Annotated in this window: 12 protein-coding genes and 1 pseudogene; 9 read left to right on the forward strand and 4 right to left on the reverse strand. The window is 63.4% G+C overall.

Annotation, left to right across the window (positions count from 1 at the left end; all coding sequences use genetic code 11):
* Positions 1-111: 111 nt before the first annotated feature.
* Positions 112-1,549: pseudogene (gene hisS / locus NWI_RS13175) on the reverse strand (histidine--tRNA ligase); the annotation flags it as partial.
* A gap of 232 nt (positions 1,550-1,781) precedes the next feature.
* Between hisS and NWI_RS13180 the strand changes: the two are divergent.
* Positions 1,782-2,126, forward strand: a complete 345-nt coding sequence (locus NWI_RS13180; RefSeq protein ID WP_011315738.1) for an endonuclease domain-containing protein — start codon at positions 1,782-1,784, stop codon at positions 2,124-2,126.
* 31 nt (positions 2,127-2,157) lie between these two features.
* Here the strand turns inward: NWI_RS13180 and NWI_RS13185 are convergent, their stop codons facing one another.
* A complete protein-coding gene (locus NWI_RS13185) occupies positions 2,158-3,822 on the reverse strand; it encodes a pilus assembly protein TadG-related protein (protein WP_011315739.1) in 1,665 nt (554 codons plus the stop codon).
* Positions 3,823-3,833: 11 nt separating this feature from the next.
* A complete protein-coding gene (locus NWI_RS13190; protein ID WP_011315740.1) occupies positions 3,834-4,274 on the reverse strand; it encodes a TadE/TadG family type IV pilus assembly protein in 441 nt (146 codons plus the stop codon).
* 477 nt (positions 4,275-4,751) lie between these two features.
* On the opposite strand from NWI_RS13190, the gene NWI_RS13195 reads away from it, so the two are divergent.
* The 3 genes from NWI_RS13195 (at position 4,752) to NWI_RS13205 (ending at position 8,518) form a co-directional block, all read left to right on the forward strand.
* On the forward strand, positions 4,752-6,089 hold the full coding sequence (locus tag NWI_RS13195; protein ID WP_011315741.1) for an aspartate aminotransferase family protein: 1,338 nt from the start codon (positions 4,752-4,754) through the stop codon (positions 6,087-6,089).
* A gap of 119 nt (positions 6,090-6,208) precedes the next feature.
* Positions 6,209-7,648, forward strand: a complete 1,440-nt coding sequence (locus NWI_RS13200; protein ID WP_011315742.1) for an EAL domain-containing protein — start codon at positions 6,209-6,211, stop codon at positions 7,646-7,648.
* Positions 7,649-7,663: 15 nt separating this feature from the next.
* Positions 7,664-8,518 carry a TIGR01459 family HAD-type hydrolase gene (locus NWI_RS13205; RefSeq protein WP_011315743.1) on the forward strand — a complete coding sequence of 285 codons (855 nt, stop codon included), beginning with the start codon at positions 7,664-7,666 and terminating at the stop codon, positions 8,516-8,518.
* Between the two features lie 57 nt (positions 8,519-8,575).
* On the opposite strand, the gene NWI_RS13210 is transcribed toward NWI_RS13205, so the two are convergent.
* Positions 8,576-8,971, reverse strand: coding sequence for a response regulator (locus tag NWI_RS13210; protein WP_011315744.1), 396 nt, complete (start codon positions 8,969-8,971; stop codon positions 8,576-8,578).
* 267 nt (positions 8,972-9,238) lie between these two features.
* On the opposite strand from NWI_RS13210, the gene NWI_RS13215 reads away from it, so the two are divergent.
* The 5 genes from NWI_RS13215 (at position 9,239) to NWI_RS13240 (ending at position 16,614) form a co-directional block, all read left to right on the forward strand.
* Positions 9,239-10,222, forward strand: coding sequence for a bifunctional riboflavin kinase/FAD synthetase (locus tag NWI_RS13215; RefSeq protein ID WP_011315745.1), 984 nt, complete (start codon positions 9,239-9,241; stop codon positions 10,220-10,222).
* A 122-nt stretch (positions 10,223-10,344) separates the two neighbouring features.
* The gene (gene ileS, locus NWI_RS13220; protein ID WP_011315746.1) at positions 10,345-13,344 is read left to right on the forward strand and encodes an isoleucine--tRNA ligase; all 3,000 of its coding nucleotides are present in this window, start codon (positions 10,345-10,347) and stop codon (positions 13,342-13,344) included.
* Positions 13,341-13,838: a signal peptidase II gene (gene lspA, locus NWI_RS13225; RefSeq protein ID WP_011315747.1), complete on the forward strand. Its 498-nt coding sequence runs from the start codon at positions 13,341-13,343 to the stop codon at positions 13,836-13,838. Before ileS ends, lspA begins: the two co-directional genes overlap by 4 nt.
* 78 nt (positions 13,839-13,916) lie before the next feature.
* A complete protein-coding gene (locus tag NWI_RS13230) occupies positions 13,917-14,636 on the forward strand; it encodes a hypothetical protein (protein WP_011315748.1) in 720 nt (239 codons plus the stop codon).
* Positions 14,637-15,219: 583 nt separating this feature from the next.
* Positions 15,220-16,614 carry a M16 family metallopeptidase gene (locus NWI_RS13240; protein ID WP_011315749.1) on the forward strand — a complete coding sequence of 465 codons (1,395 nt, stop codon included), beginning with the start codon at positions 15,220-15,222 and terminating at the stop codon, positions 16,612-16,614.
* Positions 16,615-16,634 lie beyond the last annotated feature (20 nt).

The following is a 16,634-nucleotide window of genomic DNA, read 5'->3' on the forward strand; positions in this document are numbered from 1 at the left end:
GGCGCGCGAGCAACTTCCGCACCTCGGCGACGAGATTGCTCTCGGCGGCTTCGACCTGCGCCTCGGCCTGTTTCTTCAGATACTCAGCGCGGTCCTCGATCGAGGTCAGCCCGGCGCCGGCGATCAGGTCCTTGATCAGCACCTTGCCGTTGGCTTTCTCATCCGTGCCCTGAATAATGGCGCAAGGCGAATTACGCTTGTCGGCGTACTTCATCTGCTGGCCGAGCGAATGCTTGGGATTTCCGAGATAAAGCTCCGCACGGATACCGGCATTGCGTAAGTCGGCGACCATCTTCTGGTAGCCCGCGATGTCGCCGCCGAACACCGTGACGACCACAGGACCGGGCTGCGGCTTGGTGTCGAGCTTGCCGAGCATGGTGAGCGCCGCCTGCAACCGCGACACGCCGATGGAGAAACCTGTCGCGGGCACCGGCTCGCCGCGAAAGCGCGAGACCAGATCGTCATAACGTCCGCCGCCGCCGACCGAACCGAAACGAACCGGGCGGCCCTTTTCGTCCTTTGTTTTGAGCAGCAGTTCAACCTCGAAGACCGGGCCGGTGTAGTATTCGAGGCCACGCACGACGGAGGGATCGATAATAACTCGCACGTCGGGATTTCGCGACGTTGCGCCGTAACCGCCAGCTTCGAGCAATTCTGCGATTTCCCATAGCTCGTCGCAACCTTGCCTTAAAATTTCGGCTGGCGCGATAGAGCGCAAAAGCTCAACAGTGTCTCGATTGTTTACACCACCGCTGCCATCGGCATTGAAGCGGCCAGCGACATTAGCTGGTGAGGTCGCGCGAAGGATAACTTCGCTTTGCCGTTCATCAAGGCCCGCGCCCTTCGTGAAATCGCCTTTACCCTCTTCACCGCCATCCCATCGGCCAGTTCCAAGGAGCTTTCGTATTTCATATTCAGGAAACTTGTCCGTCTTATCAATCGCACGCAGCACCGTCAGTCTTCGTCCCGCATTCTCCTCGCCGCCGAGCCCGATCGACTCCAGCACCCCATCAAGCACCTTGCGGTTGTTCACCTTCACCACGTATTGCCCGCGCGGAATACCCAGCGCTTCCATGGTGTCGGCGGCCATCATGCACATCTCGGCGTCGGCGGCGGGCGACGCCGAGCCGACCGTATCGGCATCGAACTGCATGAACTGGCGGAAGCGGCCGGGGCCGGGCTTCTCGTTGCGGTAGACATAGCCGGCGCGATAGCTGCGATAGGGCAGCGCGAGGTTCTGGAAATTCTCCGCCACATAGCGCGCCAGCGGCGCGGTGAGATCGTAGCGCAGGCTGATCCACTGCTCGTCGTCATCCTGGAACGAGAACACGCCCTCATTGGGACGGTCCTGATCGGGCAGGAATTTGCCGAGCGCGTCGGTGTATTCAAACGCGGGCGTCTCGACCGGCTCGAATCCGTAACGCTCATAGACCGCGCGGATTTTCTCCACCATCCGCCGCGTGGCGGCGATGGCGGCGGGACCGCGATCCTCCAGCCCGCGCGGCAGGCGGGCGCGAAGTTTCTGCGGCTTTTTCGGTTTCTTTCCGATGTTGGACGTATCTCGCATGGCGCGCGTGGTACCAGCGGAGAAGCGGACGAGCAAGGCGCTCTTGTCTGCCAGCACCCTCCACTCCGATTTGCGAACAGCCCCTCACCCCGACCCTCTCCCCGCAAACGGGGAGAGGGAGAATAAGGGAACGCCGATTACAAGCTATCCTAACCTCTCCCTGCTTGCGGGGAGAGGTCGGATCGTGAAACGATCCGGGTGAGGGGCAATTCGCATGCGTGGTCCAAAGCCAAACGTCACGGGTTTCGCGCGACATCTACGCATCAGCCAGACTCAAGCGGAAGCGAAACTTTGGAGCCGCATTCGCGCCCGACAGATCGATGGCCGCAAATTTGTGCGACAGGTACCGGTAGGACCCTACTTCTGCGATTTCGTTTGTCGCGAGCAAAAACTCGTCGTCGAGGTAGATGGCGGCCAGCACGCGGATTCACAAGGAGATCATATCCGCGATCGATATTTGACTATGAACGGATATCGCGTCCTTCGATTCTGGAACAATGATGTCCTCGGCAATATCGAGGGCGTCGTTTCCGTCATTCATGCCGAGCTGATCGGATAGCCAAGGAAGCGTCCCCTCTCCGTTCCCGCTGCTAGTTCACCAGCACCGCGCCGTCGCAGCGGATGCCGGAGACCCAGACATCCGCCTGCCCGATGCCGATGCCGAGCGTCGCCAGAACCTGCGCCAGCACCTGATCGATCGACCCGGTGGCGCCGCTGATGATTCCCGCCACGGCCGGCCCGAGGCCGGGAATCGGCAGGCCGAGCGGCCCCACATTCACCTTGAGCGAGAGATCGCCGAGCAGGCTCGCGGTCAGCGACGAGGTGAAATCGGTGGTGGTCACGGTCTTCTTCGTCCGCGCGACGATATCGGAATAGCTGAAAGACACAGCCGTCGGCTGGGTGTTGCCCATGCCGGCATGGGCGCGGCCGGTCACCGTGATCGCGCCGAGATTGACCAGCGTCGCCGCGCCCGGATCCGGCTTGCTGGTGAAGTTGGTCATTTCGGCCACTGAGACGTCCCCGATCCAGGCATCGACGATGCCGGGAGTGACGCCGAGCGTGACGCTGGAAGTCGCGATGTCCGGCCGGCCGCAACTCACGCCATCGAGCGTTGCGGTGCCGGAGGCGACCTCGACATAGAGCGGGAGATTGACGGCCGACACCGCGCCGGCGCCGATCAGCTTGATCGTCACCAGCACGCGGGTCTGCGCGGTGTGCACGCTCGCGCCTTCGGTCCCCACCGTCATCCAGCTTTTGCCCTGCGGACGCTCGCCGATCGTCGCCCTGACGGAGACGGCGGCAATGCCGGGCAATCCGAGATCGGCCGCGGCCGCGATCTGGTTGGTCCCGTTGGCGATGGCGCCGGTCGCCGAGAGCAGATCGAACACCGAGACGCCGACGCCTGTTTTCGGTTTCGAGCCAACCGTCATCGGCATATAGGGGCCGACGTCGAGCAGCTTTCCGGGCACAATCGTGGTGGACAGCCCGGCCAGCGCCAGCGAGACGTTCGACAGCGCGGCGGTGGCGGCGTTGATGCCGTTCGCCGCCTGCTGCGCGCTCAGCATCGCAGCCACGATGTCGGCGACCTTCACCTCGCCTGAGAGCATCGAGTCGTAGGTGACGCCGGTCAGGTCGAGACGGGTCGCCAGCGCGTTGAGGAAGTCGAAGGCGTCGATGCGGGCGTCGATCAGCGCCTGGTAGTCCATCACCGAAAGCGACAGCGTCGTTCCCAGCATCCGGCCGAGAACCGCGTTGAGCAGACCGCCATTGAGCGCGAGCAGGCGCGAGCCGATCGCGAACGAGGCAAGCGCGGTGCTCGCGGCCGTCGCCCTCGTGGTGATGTCGAAGTGGTTGACGCCGCCCGCGAACATGCGGGCGAAGTAAAGCGGCGTCTCGGTACGCAGCGTCACCCGCGCCGCGTTGGGCGCGCCGGTCGCGGGGGTGACGAAGCGCGCCTGCGGCGTCAGCGCCGCGTTCGCTGTGAAGGTGCCGAGTTCGACGGACAGCAGCGCGCGCGCCGGATAGCCGTTGGCCGTGACGGTGGCGGCGGCCGCGCTCGCGGCCTTGCCGAGGTTGCCGGCGGCGACAATAGCCGCGAGGTCGGCGGCGCTCTGCGCCTTGCGGCGATCGGCATAGATCGCGCCGACATCCACGCCGAGCGCGGTGCAGCCGAGCACCAGCACCATGCACCCGGCTCCCATGATCGCGAAATTGCCGCGCGTGTCCGAGATGAAGCGCCGAAGCAGGTTTCGCACAGCAATTCTCCTCAGAAGCCGCCGAACGGAATCGCCGCCGACCGCACGATGGTCGAGGGCGGCGCCGGCACGAACGGCAGGGTAAAAATGATGCTGTCGGATGCGTCGTAATTAACCGTGACGACGAAAACGCCGCCGCCGGACGTCGCCGCGCTCATGGTGAGATGGCCGGGCTGCAAAAGAGGATAAGACCCGGCGTTGGTCGTGACGTAGTTTTCAGCGAGGCTCGTGCGTTCGGTCTCGCTCAGGCCCGCGACCGATGACCGCGCGGCTTCCGCGGCCAGTTGCTGCACGCCATGCACCATGGTGAGGTAGGCGCCGAACACCACGATGCCTGCCACCAGCACCAGGAACAGCGGCAGAAGCATCGCGAACTCGACCGCGGACGCGGCGCGAGCACAGCGCGCGAAGCGCGGAAGGGACGAGGCGTGGCATATGGATAAACCTGTCATGCGGCCTACTGAGCCACACAACCATTAAGTGTATATTAATCTGAAATATACTTCAGGTGGTAGAAAATCACCGTCACACAGGGCTGCCGCGGCCTCGTGGGTTCTCCCCGCATTTTCAACACACACGTCGTCCAGGCTGGTCATCCGAGCCGGATCGTCCGAGTCCGGAGTTACACCTTCAACGACGCAAACTGCATTCCACAAGCGCGCTTTCTCGCGCTAACCGGTGCCCACTTCGCTCGAAAACACGTAGATTGTTATTCCTGACGCGTTTTCTTCACGCGAACCGGTGCCCACTTCGCTCGAAAACGCTATGGTGTAATTCAAGCTCGGACATTCGCTGCCTTTTCGAATCCCCGGCATCGCCACGGAAGGCGCAGCAACATCATGAAACGACTTCCGACGCCCGGATCGCGCCGCCGGCGGCAGCGCCGAACCTTATCCGCAACGCGCTGAAACCAAGTGAGGGGATCCCCGATGTCAGACAAGAACCTTGCCCTCAACATCCCGAACGATCTTTCAGCGTTCTGGATGCCTTTCACCGCGAACCGCGCCTTCAAAAAAGCCCCGCGACTGATCGCCGGCGCCAAGGACATGCATTACATCACCACCGATGGCCGCAAAGTCCTCGACGGCGCGGCCGGCATGTGGTGCTGCAACGCCGGCCACGGCCGCACGGAGATCGCGGCGGCGATCACCAGACAGGCCGACGCGCTGGACTTCGCGCCGCCGTTCCAGTTCGGCATCCCGCAGGCTTTTGAACTGGCGAACCGCGTCTCGGAACTCGCGCCGGAGGGTCTCGATCATGTGTTCTTCTGCAATTCCGGATCGGAGGCCGCGGACACCGCGCTGAAACTGGCGCTGGCCTACCACCGGATCGCCGGCCAGGGGAGCCGCATCCGCCTGATCGGCCGCGAGCGGGCTTATCACGGCGTCGGCTTCGGAGGCACCGCGGTCGGCGGCATCGTCAGCAACCGAAAGATGTTCGGCTCCCTGCTCACCGGCGTCGACCATCTGCAATCCACCTACAACCGCGAGAAGCAGGCGTTCAGCAAAGGCGAACCGCAATGGGGCGCGGAACTCGCCGACGAACTGGAACGCCTCGTCGCCCTCCACGGCGCAGAAACCATCGCCGCCGTGATCGTCGAGCCGATGGCCGGGTCAACCGGCGTGCTGCCCGCGCCGAAAGGCTATCTCAAGCGGCTGCGCGAGATCACCCAGAAGCACGGCATCCTCCTGATCTTCGATGAGGTTATCACCGGCTTCGGCCGTCTCGGTCACGCCTTCGCCGCCGAGCGCTACGGCGTGCTGCCCGACATGATCACCTTCGCAAAGGGCGTGACCAACGGCGCGGCCCCGATGGGCGGCCTGCTGGTGCACAAGGCCATCCACGACGCCTTCATGACCGGCCCCGCGAACGCGGTGGAGATATTCCACGGCTACACTTATTCAGCGCATCCGCTGGCCTGCGCTGCGGGGCTCGCCACGCTCGACATCTACCGCGCCGAGGAACTGTTCGAGCGCGCGCGCAATCTTGAACCGAAGTTCGCGGACGCGGTGATGAGCCTGCGCGAGGAACCTAACGTGGTGGACATCCGCACCGTCGGCATCACGGCGGGCATCGAGCTCGCGCCCAACGAGAACGGACCAGGCGACCGCGGCTTTACCGCGCTGAGAGCCGGCTTCCACGATTACGATCTGATGATGCGCATCGCGGGCGACACGCTGGCGCTTACCCCACCCCTGATAATCAGCGAGGATCAGATAGGGGAGCTCGTCGACAAGACCGCCAAGGTGATTCGCGCCGTCGCCTGAATGATCGGTCCGATTTCGGCGGACAACGACAGAAGACCTATCCGCCGAATCAGCGATAATGGTAGTGAGAGGGACCGGAAGCGCAGGAGATCGCTCCGCGCCGGAAGCATTCACGCCAGATGATCCGCATTTCCACGATTTTCATTGCCCTCTGCATGGTGCTGGTCTCCATCTCGGTGGGCATCGTGCTCTATTCGCTGGCCGGCCTGCCCGCCTCGGAGTGTGCGGTCGTGACGCTGGCCGTCCTGACCGTCCTCATCCTCTACAACGCCGTCTCCATGCGGGTGCGCGGCCGCAGCACCGCCGAGGGCCAGATCGCGGATCTGTCGCGGGGCGTCGCCGACCTGGCCCGCCAGGTCTCCGATTTCGGACGCCGCCTCGCGGCAGCCGAAAGCAAGATCGTCCAGGCGAATTCCGCGGCCTCGAACCGCACTCAATCCGGACTTGAATCAGCGCTCGGTGAGATCAACGAACTCGGCGGGCTGGTCAAGCAGCTTGCCGCCATGGTCGCCGCTCATGATGACATGCTGACGGCCTTGCCGTCCGTCGCTTCCGCGCCCGCGATCGAACCGGCGCCACCGGCAAGACCTGCGGATCGCGAGGCCCTTGCGAGGGCGATTTCGGCCACGCCTGCGGTTATTCGAACGACCGCCAGTTCCGCGCGGTCCCAACACGACGCACAGACCCTGGCTACAATCAAAAACGCCATCGAGGCCAACGGCGTCGATCTCTTCCTGCAACCGATCGTCACGCTTCCGCAGCGCAAGGTGCGCTACTACGAAGCGATGACGCGGCTACGCAATGCCGGAGGCGCTTACCTCGCGGCCGACGCCTTCATCCCGGCCGCCGAATCCGCCGACTTGATGGGAAAGCTGGACAACACGGTCCTGTCCCGCTGCGTGCAGGTTCTGCAGCGCCTTCACGCGCGCAACAAGGATGCCGGCCTGTTCTGCAACATCGCCATGGCGTCGCTTGGAAATCCAGAGACCTTCAGACAGTGCCGCGACATCCTCGAAGCCAATCGTGCGTTCGCCTCCTCGCTGATCCTCGAATTCAAGTACGCCACGCTGCGCGGCCTCGGCATCACCGAAAGCGAGCACCTCGCGGCGCTGGCGAAGCTCGGCTGCCGATTCTCCGTCGACCATGTCACCACCCTGCGGATCGAGCCGCGCGAACTGGCCGACCGTGGTGTGCGCTTCATCAAGGCGCCCGCCTCGCTGCTGCTGGATCCGAAACAGTCGTCGACCTCCGATATCCATCCGGCCGACATGTCTGATCTGCTGGGACGCTTCGGCATCGACCTGATCGCGGAACGGATCGAAGACGAAAAAACGGTCGTCGATCTGCTCGACTACAATGTTCGCTTCGGCCAGGGTTTCCTGTTCGCCGTGCCGCGTCCGCTACGCCAGGAGGCGGCGGACGAGCCAGCCGATAAGGCGAAGCCCCGCGCCAGCGGTGCTGCCGGAACCAACACCCCGGGCGGCGCGATCAAAACCGAACATTCGCCTCGCATGACCGGCAACGCCGCCCTCGCGCGCCGCTCCGGCGACGCGGCCTGAAAGCATCCAGCCGCCATGACCACCCTTCGTTTCATCGACCATCTGCGCGAACTCGCCGCCGAAAGGGACGTGGTGCTGTGCGACGTCTGGGGCGTCGTCCACAACGGGGTCATGTCGTTTCCGGAGGCCTGCTCCGCACTGAAAACATTCCGCGACCGGGGCGGCGCCGTCATCTTCATTACCAATGCGCCGCGTCCGGCCGACGCCGTGCGGCGGCAGTTGCGCAGGTTCGGCGTCCCCGACGACGCCTATGACGGCATTGCTTCATCAGGCGACCTGACCCGGAGCTACGTCGCGGAGCATCCGGCCAAGGCGATTTTCTGGCTCGGGCCTGAGCGCGACAGCGCGATCCACGAAGGGCTCGATCCGGTATTCGCGCCGATCGAGCGCGCCGATTACATCATCTGCACCGGCCCCTTCGACGACGAGACCGAGACCGCGGAGGATTATCGCGCCCTGATGATGCAGGCGCGCGAGCGCAAGCTGCCGCTGATCTGCGCCAATCCCGATATCGTCGTGCAAAGCGGCGACCGGCTGCTCTATTGCGCCGGCGCCATTGCGGAGCTTTATCGCGAACTCGGCGGTGAGGTGGTGTTCTACGGCAAGCCGCACCGGCCGATCTACGAGCGCGCGATGGCTCTGGCGCGAGAACGGCGCGGCGAGGATACCCCGTTGAGCCGGGTGCTGGCCATCGGCGATTCCGTGCGCACCGACCTCATGGGCGCGCACGCCTTCGGCATCGACCTGGTGTTCCTGACGCGCGGCATCCACTCCGAGCAGTTCGCAGGCATCGACCAGCTCGATCCCACCTCGGTCAAGGAACTGTTCGGCCGGCCGCCGCGGGCGCTGATGCGCGAACTGAAATGGTAAGGCGTCACGACTTGAGAGCAGAAGTTGAAACGACATCAGTTCGAAAACACCGGCTATTCATGCCGGGACATTGTCCGGAAATACTGCTTCGATCTTGTTCTTCAACGTCGCCGCGTTGAACGGCTTGACGATGTAGTTGTTCACCCCGGCCTTCTTGGCGGCGATGACGTTCTCGGTCTTTGACTCGGCCGTGACCATGATGAATGGCGTCGTGGCGAGATTGGGATCGGCACGGACTTCCCTGAGCAGGTCGTAGCCTGTCATCGGCTCCATATTCCAGTCGGAGATCACGAGGCCGTATTTCTTGGTGCGCATCTTATTCAGCGCGGCCGAGCCGTCGCTGGCGTCGTCGATATTTTCGAACCCAAGCTGCTTGAGCAGATTCCGGATGATGCGGATCATCGTGTTGTAATCATCCACCACCAGAATGGACATCGAAAAGTCAACTGCCATGGTGAGCCCCCTGCACGCCAGATTCTGTGTGTGCCGAAATTCGTCCAGGGCCCGCTGAAGCGGGTCCATCCTCGAAGGAAATACCGGTATCTTCCGCCCGGTCACCCGCCTTGCGAGTAGACCCGCATGATTACCACCAGCCCTTAAACAGCGCGTTAACCGGATGCCGAAGTCCGGGCGTGGCCAGCCGAAAGGCACACCGACTTGACTTCGATCCGGCCGCGGCATCACGGTCCGCCGCCGAAACCGTTCAATGAATTCTCTCAAATGACTTCAGGATTCACGATTATCCGCGACACCGCTCCCGCCGACGTCATCCCCCGGGGAGGCGTGGTGGCGATGGGCAATTTCGACGGCGTTCACCTCGGGCATCGCGCGGTGATCGCAGCCGCGCTCAGGATGGCGCGCTTGCGCGCAAAGCCCGCCCTTGCGATGACCTTCGAGCCGCATCCGCGCAAATTCTTCAGCCCGAACACCCCGCAGTTCCGCCTGACCGACGAAACCGGCAAGCTACGGCTTCTGGCGGGCACGGGTCTCGCCGGCGCCGTGGTCATGACCTTCGACGCCACGCGGGCCGGCACGACGGCGCAAGATTTCATTCACCATGACCTGATCGAACGTCTCGGGGTCAGCGCCGTCGCCGTCGGGTATGATTTCCATTTCGGCAAGGGCCGGGTGGGATCGCCGAGCCTGCTCGTCAGCGAGGCCCCGCGCCTCGGGATCGAAGTGGACGTGCAGCCCCATGTCGACTTTGAAGAGCGGCCGGTCTCGTCCAGCGCCATCCGCATGGCGTTGGCGGAAGCCCAGATCGCCAACGCCACCGCGATGCTCGGCGGACCGTGGTTCGTGACCGGCGAAGTGATCCACGGCGAGAAGCGCGGGCGCGGTCTCGGCTATCCCACCGCCAACATCCACCTCGACCGGGATTGCGGCCTCAGGCATGGCATCTATGCGGTGCGCGTCGGCCACGGCAAGGGAAAGGATCATCGGCGCTTCGACGGCGTGGCGAGTTTCGGCCGCCGTCCGACATTCGATAACGGCGCGCCGCTGCTCGAAGTGTTCCTGTTCGACTTCCAGGGCGACCTCTACGGCGCCATACTGGACGTCGCCTTTATCGGCTTCATCCGCGATGAGCTGAAGTTCGATGGCGCCGAGGCGCTAGTGCGTCAAATGGACGACGACGCAGCCTGCGCCAGGATCCAGCTCGCGGCCGCGCCTGATGCATTTCCGAAGCTGGGGGAGATCGGCTGAACTGCACCTCTTCGCCTCCTTGCGGGAGCCGGGACGAGCGAAGCACGCTCCCAAGGGAGAGAGGAAGAAAGAGACCCCAAAACCGGTTTCCCCTCCCCGCCAAAACACGCTATTCACCCCGCATGACCGAAAAGAAGAAAAATTCCGACGCCCCCGATTACGCCAAAACCCTGTTTTTGCCGCAGACGGAATTCCCGATGCGCGCCGGGCTGCCGCAGCGCGAGCCGGACATCCTGAAGCGCTGGACCGATATCGATCTTTACGGGCAGTTGCGCGCGTGCGCGAAAGGGCGGCCGAAATTCGTGCTGCACGACGGCCCGCCCTACGCCAACGGCAGCATCCATATCGGCCACGCGCTCAACAAGATCCTCAAGGACGTCGTCACCAAGAGCCAGCAGATGCTGGGCCACGATTCCAACTACGTACCGGGATGGGATTGCCATGGCCTGCCGATCGAATGGAAGATCGAGGAGGAGAACTACCGCTCCAAGGGCAAGACGAAGCCGAACTTCAAGGACCCCGCGGCGATGGTCGCGTTCCGCAAGGAATGCCGCGCCTATGCAGAGCACTGGCTGAACGTGCAGCGCGAACAGTTCAAGCGTCTCGGCATCATCGGCGACTGGGATCATCCCTACGCCACCATGACCTATCCGGCCGAGGCACAGATCGCGCGCGAACTGATGAAGTTCGCCGCCAACGGTACGCTCTATCGCGGCTCCAAGCCGGTGATGTGGAGCGTGGTGGAGAAGACCGCGCTGGCGGAAGCCGAGGTCGAGTACGAGGATCACACCTCGGACACGGTGTGGGTGAAGTTTCCGGTGACCTCGCCGGCGCACGGCGCATTGTCGCAAGCGAGCGTCGTGATCTGGACCACCACGCCGTGGACGCTGCCGGGCAATCGCGCCATCAGCTTCTCGAACAAGATCGCCTATGGTCTTTACAAGATCACCGATGCCCCCGCCGACAACTGGGCGAAGACCGGCGATGTCCTGATCCTGGCGAACAAACTCGCCGGCGAGGTGTTCAAGCAGGCGCGGGTCACGGCCTACGAGAAGGTTCGTGACATTCCCGCCGACACGCTGGACGCGGTGGAATGCGCGCATCCGCTGAAAGGCCTGTCCGGCGGCTATGAATTCACTGTCCCCCTGCTGGACGGCGATCACGTCACCGACGACACCGGCACCGGGTTCGTTCACACCGCGCCCGGACACGGCCGCGAGGACTTCGACATCTGGACGGCGAATGCCCGCGAACTCGAGGTGCGCGGCATCAGTTCGACCATTCCCTACACCGTCGACGAGAACGGCGCGCTGACCGCGCAGGCCCCCGGCTTCGAAGGCAAGCGCGTCATCGACGACAAGGGCAACAAGGGCGACGCCAACGAGGCCGTCATCAAGGCGCTGGTCGAACGCAATAGGCTGCTGGCGCGCGGGCGCTTGAAACATCAGTATCCTCATTCGTGGCGCTCGAAGAAGCCGGTGATCTTCCGCAACACGCCGCAATGGTTCATCGCGATGGACCGGGACATCGCTGATGACGGCAAGGCGAATCACGGCGACACCCTCCGCGCCCGCGCGTTGCAAGCCATCAGCGTCACCCGATGGGTGCCGCCGGCCGGGCAAAACCGCATCACCGGCATGATCGCCAACCGTCCCGACTGGGTGATCTCCCGCCAGCGCGCCTGGGGCGTGCCGATCGCGGTGTTCGTGCGCGAGAAGGGCGACGGCTCCGCCGAAGTTTTGATCGACGACGCCGTCAACCGGCGCATCAGCGACGCCTTCGAGAAGGAAGGCGCGGACGCCTGGTACGCCGAGGGCGCTCGCGAGCGTTTCCTGGGTGATCGCGCGGGCGAGGACTGGAGCAAGGTCGACGACATTCTCGACGTCTGGTTCGACTCCGGTTCGACCCACGCCTTCGTGCTGGAAGATCCGGCGCATTTTCCCAGCCTCAGGGACATCAAGCGCAAGGCCGATGGCGGCCGGGATACCGTGATGTATCTGGAAGGCAGCGACCAGCATCGCGGCTGGTTTCATTCCTCGCTGCTGGAAAGCTGCGGCACCCGCGGCCGTGCGCCTTATGACATCGTGCTGACGCACGGCTTCACGCTCGACGAGAACGGCCGCAAGATGTCGAAATCACTCGGCAACACCGTCGATCCGCAGAAGGTCATCAAGGATTCGGGCGCCGACATCCTGCGGCTGTGGGTCTGCGCGACGGATTATGCCGACGACCAGCGCATCGGCCCCGAGATTCTTAAGAACACCATCGAGACCTACCGCAAGTTACGCAACACCATCCGCTGGATGCTCGGCACGCTGCATCACTTCGATCGCGGCGAGGCGGTCGCGTTCACCGAGATGCCCGAGCTTGAGCGCCTGATGCTACATCGGCTTGCGGAGCAGAGCGCGCTGGTGCGCAGCGCTTACGCGGAGTTCGACTACAAGACCGTGGTCGCTAGCCTCGCGGCCTTCATGAACACCGAACTGTCGGCGTTCTATTTCGATATCCGCAAGGATACGCTTTATTGCGATCCGCCGTCGTCGCCGGCGCGCAAGGCGGCGCTGACCGTGATCGACAAGCTTTGCGACGCGATCCTGAAATGGCTGGCGCCTGTGCTTTCGTTTACGACCGAAGAGGCGTGGCGGCTGTACCGGCCGGATGCGGAGCCGTCCGTGCATCTGACGCTGTTCCCGGAGAGCTTCGACAATTTCCGGGACGACTCCCTGGCCGCGAAATGGGAGACCGTCCGCGCCGTGCGCAGCGTCGTCACCGGCGCGCTGGAACTGGAACGGGCCGCCAAGCGGATCGGCTCCTCGCTCGAGGCTTCGCCGATCGTCCATGTCGCCGACCGCGCGATGCTTGGCACGTTGTTCGACATCGATCTCGCCGAGGTCTGTATCACGTCGAATTTTGAAGTGCGCGAAGGGGACGCACCGGACGGCGCTTTCCGCTTGCCGAACGTCCAGGGCGTCGCCGTGGTGGTCGAGAAAGCCGCGGGCACCAAGTGCGCCAGGTCGTGGAAGATCCTGCCGACCGTCGGCAGCGACAGCGAGTACCCGGATGTATCGCCGCGCGACGCGCAGGCGTTGCGGGAGTGGAAGGCGCTGGGAGTCACCGTGTGACCCCGGCGGTTCGCGCTGGCATCGCGGCGGCCGTCGCGGCGCTGATTGCCGATCAGGCGTCCAAACTCTGGCTGCTGTTTGCATTCGATATCGGCCGCCGCGGCGCCGTCAGGGTCACGCCGTTCTTCGATCTGGTTCTCGCCTGGAACACCGGTATCAGCTACGGCTGGTTCCAGACCGACAGCCCGGTGGGCGCCGCGGTCCTGCTCGTGGTCAAGGCTCTCGCGGTGGTGCTGCTGGCGGTCTGGATGGCGCGGTCCCATACCCACATGGCCACCATCGGCCTCGGCCTGATCATCGGCGGGGCCATCGGCAACGCCATCGACCGCTTCGCCTATGGCGCGGTGATGGATTTCGCGCTGTTCCACCTGCAATACGCCGGTCAAACCTATAGCTGGTATATCTTCAACCTTGCTGATGTGGCGATCGTTGTCGGGGTGATAGCCCTGTTGTATGATTCCTTCATCGGGACTTCCGCCGCAAAAGCGCCCTGATCACGGACGATAGGAGCTTGCCCGGATGTAGCGCGGCTTTTGCTGCGATCCGCTGAAAAGCTGAACAGGATGAACGCGATGCGCAACACCGAACAAAACGGTTGGGATGTGCTCGGGGCCGCGGCAACGCTGCTGCGCGGCGCTCGTCTGGCGACGGTTGCCGCGGGGCTCGCCGTCGTGCTGTCGGCCGGCATGGCGCATGCCCAGGACGACGACAACACCTTCGAGGAAGGCATCATCAAGAAAGTGATGCGAGGCCTCGGCGCCACCAGCATGGAGAACTCGGATATCGAGTACCGGGAGCGGTCGCCGCTGGTGATTCCGCCCAGCACCCAATTGCCACCGCCGGGCTCGGGCTTGGCCGCCACCGAAGCCAATGATCCGAACTGGCCGAAGGACCCCGACGTTCAGCGTCGCAGGGAGGCGGCCGCCGCCAGGAAGGATCGCACGCTGCTGTTGCCTTGGGAAAACGGACAATCGATCCTGCCCAGCAAGCTCGCCAAGGGTTCGGCCGCCTCGAAGCGGGCCGAGACGAACCAGGGGAGTGAGGACAGTTCGATTAATAATCCGTCGCTCAGCCCTTCCCAGCTCGGCTTCGTCGGCAAGCTCAGCAACCTGTTCGGCGGCAAGAAGACAGAGACTGCCCCGTTCAAGGGCGAGCCTGAACGTGAAAAACTGACGCAGCCGCCGGTGGGCTATCAGACCCCCTCGCCGAACTATGCTTACGGCACCGGACCGAAGGAAGCTCTCGGCAACACCTATATTGATGTCAACAGCGGCAAGGAACGCACCTACTAGTGTGGTGGTTCAGAAGTTCGCTTCATTTTCCCTGCGAGTCCTTCAAGCGAACTTCTGAACCTAAGCCACACTAGATTCATAGAGTTGCTAGTGTCCTTTCGAATCCGAAGTTCGCTAAGGCGGATGCTGAAAAATGAGACGAACTTCGAATTCAGGGACACTATAGCGTTTTCGAGCGAAGCGGATACCGGTTCGCGTGAAGAAAACGCGTCAAAACAAGATCATAGAGCCTCGCTTCTGATTCCATCAGAAGCGAAAAGGCTCTAGCCTGATCGCGTTTTCTTGCGACGAACAGGAATCCTTCGCCTGAAAATGCTCTAATAGACGATCGCGGGCAGCCATCGGATCGCGCGACCGGATGCGGAGTCCTGATTTTCGGCTTTGCGGGTCAGGAACGCGCCGCCGGACGGGTACGAACGGTCAAATTCAATCCGGCCGGAACGTTCTTTTGAATGGAATCTGAAGGTATACCTTCGTTTTCGGTTTGACGTATCCACGTCAACCCTGTCCACTTCACGAAAGCGCTCCAGCAAAGGATTGACGGTAACGTGCCCCCTCAGACAAATTGCCTCCGGTGCGCGCCATGATGGCGGCGCGACGAGTGGCCCTCTCCGGCTTCGCGGCGCTGGCCGTGTATCTTGCGGCCCTGTTCACCTCACCGCCGGCGCCGGCGCAGACCGTCACCTCCCCGCCTCCTGTCACGTTCACGCTGGCCAACGGGCTCGCGGTCGTGGTCATTCCCGATCACCGGACGCCGGTGGTCACCCAGATGATCTGGTACAAGGTCGGCTCGGCGGACGAAACGCCCGGCAAATCGGGACTCGCGCATTTCCTCGAGCACCTGATGTTCAAGGGCACCGCCAGGTATCCGGCCGGCGAGTTCTCCCAGACCGTGCTGCGCGTCGGCGGCGAGGAGAACGCCTTCACCAACTTCGATTACACTGGTTACTATCAGCGCGTGCCGCGCGATCAACTCGCATCCATGATGGCGTTCGAGGCCGACCGCATGACCGGCCTGGTGCTGAAGGACGAAAACGTGCTGCCCGAGCGCGACGTCGTGCTCGAGGAGTACAACATGCGCGTCGCCAACAATCCGGATGCGCGGCTCATCGAACAGATCATGGCCGCGCTGTATCTCAACCATCCCTACGGCCGCCCCGTGATCGGCTGGCGTCAGGAGATCGAAAAGCTCACCCGCGAAGATGCGCTGGCCTTCTACAAGCGATTCTACGCGCCGAACAATGCAACGCTGGTGATCGCAGGCGACGTGGACGCGCAGAAGATCCGTCCTGAAATCGAGAAGACGTTCGGACAGGTGCCGTCGCAGCCAGCCATTCCGAGCGCCCGTATCCGTCCGCAGGAGCCGCTCCCGGCCGCGCCGCGGACAGTCACGCTCGCGGACGCCCGCGTCGAGCAGCCGATGCTGCGGCGCTATTACCTCGCGCCCTCCGCGACCACCGCCGCCGCGGGCGAAAGTCCCGCGCTGGACGTGCTCGCGCAATTGATCGGCGACGGCAGCAACGCCTATCTCTACCGCGCGCTCGTCGTCGACAAGCAACTCGCCGTCAGCACCAACGCGACCTATCAGGGCACCGCTGTCGATGCGAGCTATTTCGCGATCGCGGTCGCGCCGAAGCCTGGCGCGAACTTTACTGAGATCGAGCAGGCCATCGACGCCGTGATCGAAAATCTCGTCAAGAACCCGATCCCCGCGGAGGACCTCGAACGCGTCAAGACCCAGTTGATCGCGCAGGCGGTCTACGCTCAGGACAGTCAAACGACACTGGCACGCTGGTACGGCGCGGGCGTCACGGTCGGATTGAGCGTCGATGAAATCAGGAATTGGCCGGACCGCATCCGTGCGGTGACCGCCGCGCAGGTTCAGGACGTCGCGCGGAAGTGGCTGGTCAAAACGCGCTCGGTCACCGGATATCTCATCAAGGACACGACGCCGACGCGCGAGGAGAAACGATCGTGAAACGCCCTGGGACCGGTGCG

The sequence above is a fragment of the Nitrobacter winogradskyi Nb-255 genome (assembly GCF_000012725.1).
Taxonomy (GTDB): domain Bacteria; phylum Pseudomonadota; class Alphaproteobacteria; order Rhizobiales; family Xanthobacteraceae; genus Nitrobacter; species Nitrobacter winogradskyi.

What these genes read in the sequence shown, in the direction of transcription:
- NWI_RS13180 (WP_011315738.1), top strand. Translation starts at nt 1,782, where the DNA reads ATGCGTGGTCCAAAGCCAAACGTCACGGGTTTCGCGCGACATCTACGC.
- NWI_RS13190 (WP_011315740.1), bottom strand. Translation starts at nt 4,274, where the DNA reads ATGACAGGTTTATCCATATGCCACGCCTCGTCCCTTCCGCGCTTCGCG.
- NWI_RS13195 (WP_011315741.1), top strand. Translation starts at nt 4,752, where the DNA reads ATGTCAGACAAGAACCTTGCCCTCAACATCCCGAACGATCTTTCAGCG.
- NWI_RS13200 (WP_011315742.1), top strand. Translation starts at nt 6,209, where the DNA reads ATGATCCGCATTTCCACGATTTTCATTGCCCTCTGCATGGTGCTGGTC.
- NWI_RS13205 (WP_011315743.1), top strand. Translation starts at nt 7,664, where the DNA reads ATGACCACCCTTCGTTTCATCGACCATCTGCGCGAACTCGCCGCCGAA.
- NWI_RS13210 (WP_011315744.1), bottom strand. Translation starts at nt 8,971, where the DNA reads ATGGCAGTTGACTTTTCGATGTCCATTCTGGTGGTGGATGATTACAAC.
- NWI_RS13215 (WP_011315745.1), top strand. Translation starts at nt 9,239, where the DNA reads ATGACTTCAGGATTCACGATTATCCGCGACACCGCTCCCGCCGACGTC.
- ileS (WP_011315746.1), top strand. Translation starts at nt 10,345, where the DNA reads ATGACCGAAAAGAAGAAAAATTCCGACGCCCCCGATTACGCCAAAACC.
- NWI_RS13230 (WP_011315748.1), top strand. Translation starts at nt 13,917, where the DNA reads ATGCGCAACACCGAACAAAACGGTTGGGATGTGCTCGGGGCCGCGGCA.
- NWI_RS13240 (WP_011315749.1), top strand. Translation starts at nt 15,220, where the DNA reads ATGATGGCGGCGCGACGAGTGGCCCTCTCCGGCTTCGCGGCGCTGGCC.